This window comes from Pseudomonas sp. PB106, assembly GCF_009764645.1.
In the GTDB taxonomy this organism is placed as follows: domain Bacteria; phylum Pseudomonadota; class Gammaproteobacteria; order Pseudomonadales; family Pseudomonadaceae; genus Aquipseudomonas.
This window is the reverse complement of record NZ_RWIM01000056.1, coordinates 1-12580: the sequence shown is the minus strand read 5'-3', so window position 1 is coordinate 12580 and position 12580 is coordinate 1. Positions and strand designations below refer to the sequence as shown.

Genomic DNA, 12580 nt, shown 5'->3' with positions numbered 1-12580 from the left:
CAAGACACTCACCGGGAATTTTCCGCCAAATGCCGACTTCACCAGGTCTGGTCGCGATTCTGGCCTACGACGGCCTCTGCACGTTCGAGTTCGGCATCGCCGTGGAGATCTTCGGCCTTGCCCGGCCGGAGTTCGATTTCCCGTGGTATGAGCACGCGATTGCGGCCGTCGATCAAGGGCCGATGCGCGCCTTGGGCGGGATTCAGGTGCTCGCCGATGGTGGCCTGGATCTGCTCAGCGAGGCGCGCACGATCATTATTCCCGGCTGGCGCGACCGTCATGCGCCGGTGCCGCCGGAGCTGATCGAGGCACTGCGCCAGGCCCACGCCCGGGGTGCGCGGCTGTTGTCGATTTGCTCGGGAGTATTTGTGCTGGCCGCCAGCGGTTTGCTCGATGGCCATGGCGCGACCACGCATTGGCGCTACACCACCGAACTGGCGCAGCGCTTTCCGGCGATTGAGGTCGACCCGGATGTGCTTTACGTCGATTCGGGGCAGTTGATCACTTCAGCGGGCAGCGCGGCGGGCATTGATGCGTGCCTGCATCTGGTGGCACGGGACTTTGGCACTCAGGTGGCCAACTCGGTCGCCCGGCGCTTGGTAATGTCGCCGCAACGCACCGGAGGTCAGGCGCAATTCATTCCGACACCGGTCAGCCCGACGCCGCGCAACGACCTGTCGCGGGTCATGCAATGGGCCCGTGAGCGCCTGCATGAACCGCTGGAAGTGCGCGACTTGGCCAGCGAAGCGGCGATGAGCGAGCGGACGTTTTTGCGGCGATTCAGCGAAGCCAGCGGCCAGTCGCCCAAGGCCTGGCTGCAACATGAACGACTGGCGCGGGCGCGGGAGTTGCTGGAGAGCACGGCGGACCATACCGAACAGATTGCCGAGCGTTGCGGGTATCGCTCGGTGGAGAGTTTTCGCGTGGCGTTTCGCAGCGTGGTCGGCGTGCCGCCGTCGGTGTATCGGGAGCGGTTTGGGCGTGGGGTTAGTGCCAGTTCCTGAGGCGTTCTTCAGGCCCCCATCGCTGGCAAGCCAGCTCCCACAGTGATTTGTGTTGTTTACAACATCTGCAAACAGCGCAAAAACCTGTGGGAGCTGGCTTGCCAGCGATGGGGCCAGTCGGGACGTCGCAAACCTAAGGCTTGCGCAACAAATAGGTATCCATGATCCACCCATGCTCAGCCCGGGCTGCCTTGCGCACCCGCTCGATCTCATCCGCCACATCGCCCAGCTTGCCGCTGATCAGAATCTCATCCGGCGTGCCCAGGTAAGCCCCCCAATAAATCTCGGTCTCAGGATCGGCCACGCGCTGGTAAGCGTCTTCGGCATCCAGCATCACCACCAGACTGTCGGCATCACCCACCTGCCCTGCCGCCAAGCGCCGCCCCGTGGTGATTTCAACCGAGCGGCCAATGCTGTTCAACGGCACTTTATGTTGCGCGGCGAGCGCCTGAACACTGGTAATCCCCGGAATCACCTCAAACTCGAACGCACAGCGACCGGAATCGAGAATCGCCCGCAGAATCCGAACCGTGCTGTCGTACAACGCCGGATCGCCCCACACCAGAAAAGCGCCGCACTGGCCGTCAGACAATTCGTCATTGATCAACCGTTCGAAGGTCTGCTGCTTGGCGCGGTTCAGGTCATCGACGCTGGCCGCGTAGTCGACATCGCCCCGCTCGCGCTCCGGACTGTGCGCTTCGGCAAAGCGATAGGCAGGATCATCGATGTAGCGTTCACAGATCTCGCGGCGCAGATCGATCAGTTTGTCCTTGCGCTGACCTTTGTCCATCAGGAAGAACACATCGACGCGGTTCAGCGCTTTGACGGCCTGCATCGTGATGTAGTCCGGATTGCCGGCGCCGATACCAATCACCAGTAACTGTTTCATCAGACAGCGCCCTCACGTTCGAGACCGGGCAAGCGTAGTCGCCAGATGCCGTTGAAGCGTAGCTCGATGATCGCCAGCGGCTCGACATCGATGGCATTGAAAGCCGCGCCTTGCACCACGTGCATCAATGCCGCGCGAATCACGAACGGATGCGTCACTGCGAGCACATGGCCCGGCACAGCCTGCAACGTCTGCAGCCATGCGCCCATCCGCGCGCCCAGCTGCACAACGGACTCGCCACCCGGCGGCGCAACCTGCGGATCACTGAGCCAGCCTTGCAGCGCGTCAGCCTCTTCGCGCTGAAGATCCTTGATCGATTTGCCGTGCCAGTGCCCCCAATCGCAATCGCGCAACGCCTCATCGACCTCGGCATTGGCGCCGAACCACGCGGCGGTCTGTCGGGTGCGTAATTCCGGGCCGCAGAGCAGGCGCATCCCGGCGCCGAAACGCATGCCGAGCGTGTCAGCCACCGAGGGCGAATCTTCAACAGGCTCATTCGTAGGAAAACGCGCCAATTTTTGTGCGACGGTTCGCGCGTGGCAAATCAGAGTCAAACGGGTCGTTTGCACGAGGAGATCACTCTGTCGAGAGTCTTGAATACAGCGGCGCAGTGCCGCCCTGCCGGCAATTGTGCCGTAAACCGTGGGTTTCAGGGTGTATAGCCGTAGCGCTTAACCAGTGTGATCCTTCAAAAAATCGGCAATGTCTGACACGACCCGGGGCAACGGACTACAAGACAGATCGACTTCCGTGTAGCCCTTGTTACACGGGCGTCTCGCTGCGATCTGACCGCTCATAAACAACCCAAAAAATTAACTAGACATGTAGCGTCAGTTACATAAATACTGTTTTAACGGATTGTGAAGCGAATTCAACACCCCATCCAGCAGGAGCCCGGATGCCCCCTCTCAGAGACCTGATCACCGATCCCGGCCTGGATCTTACGCCGTCGGAGCGCAAAGTCGTTCGCGCCTTGCTCGATCAGTACCCGCGCAATGGCCTCGGCCCGATGGCACGTCTGGCCGAGCACGCCGGCGTCAGTGACCCGACCATCGTCAGGCTGGTGAAGAAACTCGGTTTCGGCGGTTATGCCGAATTCCAGGACGCCCTGCTCAGCGACATGGACCATCGCCTGCGTTCCCCGCGCACGCTGTTGCAACCACGCGCGCATCAAAACAAGGATGACGCCTGGGGCCACTATCTGGGCGAGAGCCATCGTTTGCTGGCCGAAACCCAATCGCTGACCCAACCCGAAGATGTGCGCATCCTCACCGACTGGCTGCTCGATACCCGCCATCAGGTGTACTGCTTCGGTGGGCGCTTCAGCAGCCTGATGGCCACCTACCTGCTCAACCATTTGCGCCTGTTGCGTCCCGGTTGTTTTGCCCTGGAAGACAACGCGCTGCTGCCCGATCGCCTGTTCGACCTGCAACGCCAGGACGTGGTGCTGGTGTTCGACTATCGCCGCTACCAGAGTCAGGCCCTGCGCGTGGCCAGCGCGGCAAAAAGCAATAACGCGCGCGTGGTGCTGTTTACCGACATCTACGCCTCGCCCCTGCGCGAATTGGCCGACCTGATCATTAGCGCCCCGGTGGAATCGGCTTCCGCGTTCGACACCATGGTGCCGGCGCTGGCTCAGGTCGAGGCGCTGATTGCCTGCCTGACCCTGCGTGGCCCGGATCTGGCGGATCGCCTGGAAGGCATCGACGCCCTGCGCAACGACTTCGCCACTCACCTGCTGGAGGATAAATAAGGATGTTCAGCCTTCCCCACCGCTCGCCGCGGGACTTGCCGTTTGTCACTGACCACAGCGCTCTGCTGCTGGTGGACATGCAGCGGGCCTGGCTTGAACCGCAGTTCGACCCGCACCTCACCGGGCCTGACGCCGAGTACTTCCTCCACCGCGCCCGCACGCAGGTGATCCCCAATCAACAACGCCTGCTGAGCGCCTTTCGCGAGGCGCGGCAGAACGTGCTGCACACGATTATCGAAAGCCTGACCGCCGACGGCCGCGACCGCTCCCTCGACCACAAACTGTCGGACATGCACTTGCCCAAGGGCAGCCCACAGGCGCAGGTCATTGCCGAGCTGACCCCGGTGGAAAACGAAATCGTCCTGCCCAAGACGTCGTCCGGCGTGTTCAATTCGACCAACATCGATTACGTGCTGCGCAACCTGGAAACCCGTCATCTGATCATCGCCGGCATCGTCACCGACCAGTGCGTCGACATGGCGGTGCGCGACGCCGCCGATCGCGGTTATCTGGTCACGCTGGTCGAAGACGCCTGCGCCACCTACAGCGCCGAGCGTCATCACGCCTGCCTGAACGCGATCAAGGGTTACTGCTGGATCACCGACACCGACACTGTGCTCGGTCGCTTGCAGGAGATGCAGCCATGAGCGCACGCCTGACGCCGCTGCCGATGACCACGCTGGTCACCACTGACCTGATTGGCATTACCCGGGGCCGCTCGTTTCCCACCGATGAGCTGGAAAACTATCAAGCCGCCGGTTGCGGTTGGGTGCCCGCCAACAGCGCGTTGACGCCGCAGGACATCATTGCCTCGACCAATCCGTGGGGCGCCTATGGCGATCTGCGCCTGATCCCCGACATGGGCAGCCGTGTCACCGTCAGCAATGGCCCGGACGCCAATGCGCCAGCGCTGGACTTCATCCACGGCGACATCCGCGAGACCGATGGCCGTCCGTGGGGCGCCTGCCCGCGCACGCTGTTGCGTGATGAAATCGAGCGTTATCGCGACACGTTGGGCTTGCAGGTCAACGCCGCGTTCGAACACGAATTCAATCTGCACGCCGGTTTCGCCGAACATTTGGCCTTCTCCCTCGAAGCTCAACGCCAAGGCGCCGAGTTCGGCGGCTGGTTGCTCAGCGCCTTGCGCGCCGGCGGGGTCGAGCCGGAAATGTTTCTGCCCGAATACGGCAAGCATCAATACGAAATCACCTGCCGCCCGACGCTTGGCGTAGCGGCAGCGGACCGCGCGGTGAATGTGCGCGAGATTACCCGCGAAATCGCCCGGCAAATGGGCCTGGATTTGAGTTTCGCCCCGAAGACTGCGGCGGACGCGGTGTGCAACGGCGTGCACCTGCACGTCAGCCTGCTCGATCTGGGCGGTGTGCCGATGCTTTACGACGCGGGCACCAGCAATGGTCTGTCGACGCTTGGCCAACATTGGGCGGCGGGCATCCTGCATTACTTGCCGGCACTGTGCGCGTTCACCGCACCGACACCGGTGTCGTACGAACGTCTGCAACCGCACCACTGGAGCGCCTCTTACGCCTGCCTCGGCCAACAGAACCGTGAAGCGGCGCTGCGCATCTGCCCGACCGTGACCCTCGGCGGCAAATCCGTGGCGAACCAGTTCAACCTGGAATTCCGTGCCATGGACGCCACCGCCTCGCCGCATTTGGCCATGGCCGCGCTATTGATCGCCGGGCGCCTGGGCATCGAGCAGCGTCTGGCGCTGAACGCGATCACCGATGAAATTCCCGATTCACTCAACGACGAGCAACGCAAGGCGCGGGGCATCGTCGCCCTGCCCGTCTCGCTGAGCCAGGCACTGGATTGCCTGCGCGACAGTGCTGCCTTGATCGAATGGCTGCCCAAGCCGTTGCTCGACACCTATTACGCCCTTAAAACCGAGGAACTGGCGCTGACGGAACAGCTCTCGCCCGCTGACTTGTGTGAGCACTATGCACGCCTGTACTGAATCCGCCGAGCTTGGGTTGTACACCCGCCCGGTCTACAACCTGAGCCGCGCCGACTCGACTCACCCGGTGATTCTGGTGTGCGAGCACGCCAGTCGCTACATCCCCGAGGCCCTGAACAATCTGGGCCTGGACGAGGCCGCCGCGCGTGAGCACATCGCTTGGGACATCGGCGCATTGCAGTTGGCCGAGCAACTGTCGGAACAACTCGGCGCCACGCTGCTGAGCGCCAATTACTCGCGCCTGCTGATCGATCTGAACCGGCCACGGCATGCGCCGGACAGCATCCCGGCGCAGAGCGAGATTTATCAGATTCCGGGCAACCGCGAACTGGATGAAGCGACACGCGAATACCGCCGTCAGACGCTGTTCAAACCGTTTCACGCCCGCTTGCAGACCTTGATCGACGAGCGCATCGCTCAGGGTCAACCCGTGCGAGTGGTGGGAATTCACAGTTTTACCCCGGTGTATTACGGCCAGCCGCGCCCTCTGGAGCTTGGCGTGCTGTTCGGGCAGGCCAAAGACTACGCGCAGCGCCTGCTCGATGGTCTCGGCGAGCATCCGCTGAAGGTTGCCGGTAATCAGCCGTACAAGATCGACCCGCTGGGCGACATGACCGTGCCGGTGCACGGCGATGCCCGTGGCCTGGACTCGGTGCTGATCGAGGTGCGCAACGACTTGTTGCGCAGTCGCGAAGATATCTCGCGCTGGGCCGGATACCTCGCGCCATTGCTGTAACGAAGATGGCTGAAGCTGTAAACGATGGACCGATATAACAACTAAAACGACCGATTGGCTGACAAGGAGTTGCGCTTCATGGAAATTGAAGAATTCGGCTACAAGCAAGAGTTGAAACGTAGCCTGACCCTCACCGACCTGGTGGTGTACGGGATGATCTTCATGATCCCCATCGCCCCGTTCGGCGTATATGGCTACGTCAACGCCGAAGCGCCGGGGATGGTGCCGCTGGCGTACATCATCGGGATGGTGGCGATGCTGTTTACCGCGCTGAGCTACGGCAGCATGGCCAAGGCTTTTCCGATTGCAGGCTCGGTGTACTCCTACGCGCAACGCGGCCTCAATCAGCATGTCGGCTTCATTGCTGGCTGGCTGATGTTGCTGGATTACCTGCTGATTCCGCCGCTGCTGTATGTATACGCGGCGATGGCGCTCAACCATTTGTACCCGGACATTCCCAAGGTCGGCTTCATTCTGGCGTTCCTCGTCAGCGCGACATTCGTCAACCTGCGCGGCATTACTTTCACCGCACGGATGAACATCATTTTCCTGCTGGCGCAGCTGGTCGTACTGGGCATATTCCTGTTCTACGCCTGGAACGCTTTGCACAATGGTGGCGGCAACGGCGAGCTGACCCTGGCGCCGCTGTACAACGCTGAAACGTTCAATTTCGCGCTGCTGATGCAAGCGGTGTCGATTGCGGTGCTGTCGTTCCTCGGCTTCGATGCAATCTCGACACTCGCCGAAGAAATCAAAGGTGATCCGGGCAAGAGCGTCGGCAAAGCCGCGTTGATCACACTGGTGGTGATGGGCGTGATTTTCGTGGCACAAACCTGGATCGCCACTGATCTGGCGGCGGGCATGGGCTTCAAGTCCGCCGACACGGCGTTCTATGAAATCGCTGAAATCGCCGCCGGCAGCTGGCTGGCCACCGTCACTGGCGTAGCCACTGCGCTGGCTTGGGGCGTGGCCGTGGCGATCACTTCGCAAGCGGCGGTGTCGCGCCTGCTGTTCGGCATGGCCCGCGACGGCAAGTTACCGAAGGTGCTGGCCAAGGTGCATCCGAAACACAACACGCCGTACCTGAGCATTTATCTGGTTGCCGTGCTGTCGCTGGTGATCTGCTACCTGTTCATCAACTCGGTCGACACCCTGACCTCGCTGGTCAACTTCGGCGCCCTCAGCGGCTTCATGCTGCTGCACCTGACGGTGATCAACTACTACTGGCGTCGGCAAAAGTCCGGTCAGGTGGTACGCCATCTGATCTGCCCGGTGATCGGCTTCATCATCGTCGCGGCCATCATGTACAACATGGGCGTCGATGCACAGAAACTCGGCCTGATCTGGATCGCTCTGGGCCTGGTGTACCTGTTTTTCCTCAACAAGCTCGGCGCCAGTACCGCGCTGCCTGACCCGAGCAACGGCTGACAAGAAAAAGAGCGGCGTCTGACAACAAATCAGGCGACCGCCGATTTAACGCGTGGAAACCGACAGTGATAGTCAGGTTCGGCCAAGACGCCGAACCCTTTGATACAGGAGTGCATCCATGCTGGTCTTACGCCCAGTTGAGCCAACCGACCTGCCGCAATTGCAACAGCTGGCCCGCGACAGCCTGGTCGGCGTGACATCGCTGCCGGATGACAGCGAACGTCTGCAAGCGAAAATCGCCGCCTCCGTCGTCTCGTTCGACAGCGTGGCGGCGGCGCACGGCCCGGAGAATTATTTCTTCGTGCTCGAAGACCTCGACAACCAACGTTTGGTCGGTTGCTCGGAAATCCTCGCCACCGCCGGTTTCGACGAGCCGTTCTACAGCCTGCGCAACCGCCACTTCACCAGCACGTCGCGCGAGCTCAACATCGAACACGGCGTGCCTGCGTTGTCGCTGTGCCATGACCTCAGCGGCCACACCCTGCTGCGCGGTTTTCACATTGATGCGGCGCTGGTCGGCAGCGCGTTTTCCGAATTGCTGTCACGCGCGCGACTGTTGTTCATCGCCGCCCATGCACCGCGCTTCGCTGAAGCGGTGATTACCGAGATCGTCGGCTACAGCGACGAAAACGGCCATTCGCCGTTCTGGGATGCGCTGGGCAAACACTTCTTCGACTTGCCGTATGCCGAAGCCGAGCGTCTGTGCGGGTTGCGGAGCCGCAGTTTTCTCGCCGAATTGATGCCGCAGTACCCGATTTACGTGCCGATGCTGCCGCTGGCCGCACAGCAATGCATCGGGCGCATTCACCCGGACGGTCAGGAGGCTTTTGACATCCTTGAGCACGAGGGCTTTGAAACCAACAGCTACATCGACCTGTTCGACGCCGGCCCGACCCTGTATGCGCGCACGGCGAACATTCGTTCGATCGCCCGCAGCCAGACCGTCGCCGTCCGCGAGCACGCGCTGATCGATAGCCGAGGTCGCTTTCTGCTGAGTAACGATGCGTTGCATGGCTACCGCGCCATCGTCGCCGAGCTGGATTACCAACCCGATCAACCGCTGTCCCTCACCCCTGCAATGTGTGCGGCGCTGAACGTGACCGATGGCAGCCCGATCCGGCTGATTGCGCTATGAACCGCGCAAGGTTCTGCCCCCCACGACAGTGCCCGAACAGGCGCGCAGAAGGAGTTCCAGCATGATTGTCCGTCCGGTCAAAGTCAGCGACCTGCCCGCCTTGATAACGCTGGTGCAACAGGCCGGGCCGGGGTTCACCACCCTGCCGGTCAACGAAGATCGCCTCGCCCATCGGGTGCGCTGGGCGCATCGGGCATTCGCCGAGCAGGTGGAGCGCGCCGATGCCGATTACCTGTTCGTGCTCGAAGACGACGACATGCGCGTGGTCGGTGTCAGCGCGTTATCCGGCGCGGTGGGCCTGCGTGAGCCCTGGTACAACTATCGTGTCGGGCTGACCGTGAGTTCGGCACCGGATCTGGGCATTCAGCGGCAGATTCCGACGCTGTTCCTCAACAATGAACTGACCGGCCAATCGGAACTGTGCTCGCTGTTTCTTGGCCATGATCATCGTCACGGCAGCAACGGTCGCCTGCTGTCGCTGGGGCGCTTGCTGTTCGTCGCCGAATTCCCCCACCTGTTTGGCGAGAAAATGATCGCCGAGCTGCGCGGCAGCGCCGATGAACAAGGCTGTTCACCGTTCTGGGACAGCCTGGGCCGGCACTTCTTCCAGATGGATTTCAGCCATGCCGATCACTTGTCGGGGCTGGGCAACAAATCGTTCATTGCCGAACTGATGCCGCGTCAACCGCTGTACACCTGCCTGCTCACCGAACAGGCGCAAGCGGCGATTGGTCAGGCGCACCCGAATACCGAACCGGCGTTGAAAATTCTTCAGGCTGAGGGGTTTGCCCACAAAGGCTACATCGACATCTTCGACGGTGGCCCGGTGATCGAAGCCCCCGTGCGCAATATCCGCACCGTACGCGAAAGCCTTGAGCTGACCCTGAGCCTTGGCAGTCCGGACGAACAGGCGCCACTGTGGCTGATCCACAATCGCCGTCTGGAGAATTGCCGCATCACCGTCGCCCGCGCGCGGCGGGTCGGCAGCAGCCTGGCGATCGACCGCTCAACCGCGCAGCGTCTGCAACTGCAGCCGGGCAACTCGGTGCGGGCGGTGATGTTACCGAATCAACAGCAGCAGGCCGTCGCGGCCTGACTGCGCTGCTTTAGATGAACCCTTTCAGCGCATCGAGCGTCACGGCGTAAATTCGTCATGATCCTTGACCCATTCGCGTGATAGCCTTTTCATTCTTCGGCGTTGACACATTTGCTCAAGCCGTTCCATTCCTTTGTATTGGTGGAACTCGTATGACCAGGCTTTCTCATCAAGATTTGCGCCGTAATTTCCGTCAGCTGCTGGCTTCCGACACCTGTTATCACACCGCCTCGGTGTTCGACCCGATGTCCGCCCGCATTGCCGCTGATCTGGGCTTTGAAGTGGGGATTCTCGGTGGCTCGGTGGCGTCGTTGCAGGTGCTGGGTGCACCGGACTTTGCCCTGATCACCCTCAGCGAGTTCGCCGAACAGGCCACCCGCATCGGCCGCGTCGCCCAATTGCCGGTGATCGCCGACGCCGACCACGGCTACGGCAACGCCCTCAACGTGATGCGCACCATCGTTGAACTGGAACGCGCCGGCGTCGCCGCCCTGACCATCGAAGACACCTTGCTGCCAGCACAATTCGGCCGCAAATCGACTGACTTAATCACGGTTGCCGAAGGTGTCGGCAAGATCCGTGCAGCGCTGGAAGCCCGCGTCGATACGGAAATGGCGATCATCGCCCGCACCAACGCCGGCATCCTGCCGAATCAGGAAATCATCAGCCGTACTCGCCAGTATCAGGCCGCAGGCGCGGATGGTATTTGCATGGTCGGGATTCAGGACTTTGATCAGCTCGAGCAAATCGCCGAACATTTGACCGTGCCGCTGATGCTGGTGACCTACGGCAACCCGGCGCTGCGCGACGACAAACGCCTGGCCGAACTCGGCGTGCGCGTGACCATCGATGGCCACGGCGCTTACTTCGCCGCGATCAAAGCCACTTACGACAGCCTGCGCGAACAGCGGCAGATCTTCACTCAGGCGTCCGACCTGAGCGCGACTGAATTGACGCACACCTATACCCAGCCGGAGGAATACATCCTTTGGGCCAAGGAATACATGAGCGTCAAGGAGTGATGGGTTGATCGGGTGCATGATCGTTCCCACGCTCTGCGTGGGAATGCCGCCCGGGACGCTCCGCGTCCCATCCAAAGCCGAACGCGGAGCGTCCGTGGATGCATTCCCACGCGGAGCGTGGGAACGATCACAATCCGCGATTACTTGGCTGACAACTCCATAATCATCCGCGACAACAGATAAATCCGTGGCGCCACACTCGCCACCTCGGCGTATTCCTCCGGCGTATGAATATTGCCGCCGACAATCCCGAAACCATCCAGCGTCGGCGTGCCCACCCCGGCAGACAAACTGGCATCCGCGGCACCACCACTGCCCTCCTCGGTCAACTTGCGGCCAATCTCGCCATAAATCCCCTGGGCCATGGCCATCAAACGATCCGATTCGGCAGTCTGCGGCATTGGTGGCAAACCGCGCTGCAGTGAAGTCTTCACTTCGGTTTCTGGAATCAGCTTGTCCTGAGACACCCGCGCCAAGTCTTTCTCGATCCGGTCGAATTCTTCCGGCACCGCCGCGCGCACGTCAGCCTTGGCCGTGGCTTGGTCGGGAATCACGTTGGTGCGGTCACCGGCCTTGAGCACGGTGAAGTTGATGGTGGTTTTCTTCGCCTCGTCGCCGAGTTTGCCCAGTTGCAGAATCTGGTGTGCCGCCTCCATTGCGGCGTTGCGCCCCAGTTCCGGCGCGACGCCGGCGTGGGCAGCTTTGCCCTTGACCTCGACCAGCGCCGTCGCGCTGCCCTTGCGCCACACCACCAAACCATCGGCCGGGCGACCCGGCTCAAGATTGAGGGTCACGTCGTGCTGTTTGGCGGTTTTCTTGATCAGGTCGGTGGCGACGTCCGAGCCGGTTTCTTCACTGGCGTCGAGCAGGAAAGTGATTTGCGCGTAGTCCTTGAAGTCGAGATTTTTCAGGACTTTCAGCGCGTAGATCCCGGCGACGATGCCACCCTTGTCGTCCATCACCCCAGGCCCGTAAGCCCGGCCGTCCTTGATGTGGAATGGCCGCTCGGCAGCCGAGCCTTCCTTGAACACCGTATCCATGTGCGCCATCAAGAGGATTTTCGCCTTGCCGGTGCCTTTGAACGTGGCCAGCACATGGTTGGATTTTTCCGGTGTGTTGGGCACAAGTTCGATGGTGGCGCCGAGTTTTTTCAGTTCGTCGATGGCGATGTCGCTGACTTGCTTGAGGCCCGGCTCATAGCCTGAACCGGAGTCGATATTGACCAATCGCTCCAGCAGTTTCAGGGCTTCAGGCTGGTATTGCTCGGCATCGGCGAGCACTTGTTTGTGCGGTTCGGCAAAGGCGCTGGCGGCTGCGAGGGTCAAAGACACGCCGAGGCTAGCGGCCAACAGGGAGCGGGGAAATGCGAACGTCATGAAGCGATCCTTGTTTCGCGTCGGGGGATTTAACCGTACCCGACATCGGCGCGAGGCTCTACACCGAATGCGACTCTCTCTTCACCACCGCCGAACATTCTGCAGGAGCTGCCGAAGGCTGCGATCTTTTGACTTTGCTTTTGAAGATCAAAAGATCGCAGCCTTC

General features: G+C 61.4%; 12 protein-coding genes. 9 read left to right on the top strand and 3 right to left on the bottom strand.

The window, feature by feature from the left end:
- Positions 1-29 precede the first annotated feature (29 nt).
- Positions 30-1004 carry a transcriptional regulator FtrA gene (gene ftrA, locus EJA71_RS07590; RefSeq protein ID WP_158955610.1) on the top strand — a complete coding sequence of 325 codons (975 nt, stop codon included), beginning with the start codon at positions 30-32 and terminating at the stop codon, positions 1002-1004.
- 133 nt (positions 1005-1137) lie between these two features.
- Here the strand turns inward: ftrA and cobF are convergent, their stop codons facing one another.
- Positions 1138-1893 carry a precorrin-6A synthase (deacetylating) gene (gene cobF, locus EJA71_RS07585; RefSeq protein ID WP_158955608.1) on the bottom strand — a complete coding sequence of 252 codons (756 nt, stop codon included), beginning with the start codon at positions 1891-1893 and terminating at the stop codon, positions 1138-1140.
- Positions 1893-2462 carry a histidine phosphatase family protein gene (locus tag EJA71_RS07580; RefSeq protein ID WP_158955606.1) on the bottom strand — a complete coding sequence of 190 codons (570 nt, stop codon included), beginning with the start codon at positions 2460-2462 and terminating at the stop codon, positions 1893-1895. Before EJA71_RS07580 ends, cobF begins: the two co-directional genes overlap by 1 nt.
- Positions 2463-2791: 329 nt before the next feature.
- Here EJA71_RS07580 and EJA71_RS07575 point away from each other — a divergent pair, with 329 nt between their 5' ends.
- The 8 genes from EJA71_RS07575 (at position 2792) to EJA71_RS07540 (ending at position 11038) form a co-directional block, all read left to right on the top strand.
- On the top strand, positions 2792-3646 hold the full coding sequence (locus tag EJA71_RS07575; protein ID WP_158955604.1) for a MurR/RpiR family transcriptional regulator: 855 nt from the start codon (positions 2792-2794) through the stop codon (positions 3644-3646).
- 2 nt (positions 3647-3648) lie between these two features.
- Entirely contained in the window at positions 3649-4293 is a 645-nt protein-coding gene (locus tag EJA71_RS07570) for an isochorismatase family cysteine hydrolase (RefSeq protein WP_158955602.1), read from the top strand.
- Entirely contained in the window at positions 4290-5621 is a 1332-nt protein-coding gene (locus EJA71_RS07565) for a glutamine synthetase (protein ID WP_158955600.1), read from the top strand. Before EJA71_RS07570 ends, EJA71_RS07565 begins: the two co-directional genes overlap by 4 nt.
- Positions 5605-6357: an N-formylglutamate amidohydrolase gene (locus EJA71_RS07560; RefSeq protein WP_158955599.1), complete on the top strand. Its 753-nt coding sequence runs from the start codon at positions 5605-5607 to the stop codon at positions 6355-6357. Before EJA71_RS07565 ends, EJA71_RS07560 begins: the two co-directional genes overlap by 17 nt.
- A gap of 78 nt (positions 6358-6435) precedes the next feature.
- On the top strand, positions 6436-7785 hold the full coding sequence (locus EJA71_RS07555) for an APC family permease (RefSeq protein WP_158955597.1): 1350 nt from the start codon (positions 6436-6438) through the stop codon (positions 7783-7785).
- Positions 7786-7903: 118 nt separating this feature from the next.
- Complete coding sequence (locus EJA71_RS07550; RefSeq protein ID WP_158955595.1) at positions 7904-8920, top strand: arginine N-succinyltransferase; 1017 nt, start codon at positions 7904-7906, stop codon at positions 8918-8920.
- A gap of 61 nt (positions 8921-8981) precedes the next feature.
- Positions 8982-10016 (top strand): arginine N-succinyltransferase, encoded by a 1035-nt coding sequence (gene astA / locus EJA71_RS07545; protein WP_158955593.1) that lies wholly within the window; start codon positions 8982-8984, stop codon positions 10014-10016.
- Between the two features lie 152 nt (positions 10017-10168).
- Positions 10169-11038: an oxaloacetate decarboxylase gene (locus EJA71_RS07540; protein WP_007919546.1), complete on the top strand. Its 870-nt coding sequence runs from the start codon at positions 10169-10171 to the stop codon at positions 11036-11038.
- A gap of 140 nt (positions 11039-11178) precedes the next feature.
- Here the strand turns inward: EJA71_RS07540 and EJA71_RS07535 are convergent, their stop codons facing one another.
- Entirely contained in the window at positions 11179-12414 is a 1236-nt protein-coding gene (locus EJA71_RS07535) for a M20/M25/M40 family metallo-hydrolase (protein ID WP_158955591.1), read from the bottom strand.
- Positions 12415-12580 lie beyond the last annotated feature (166 nt).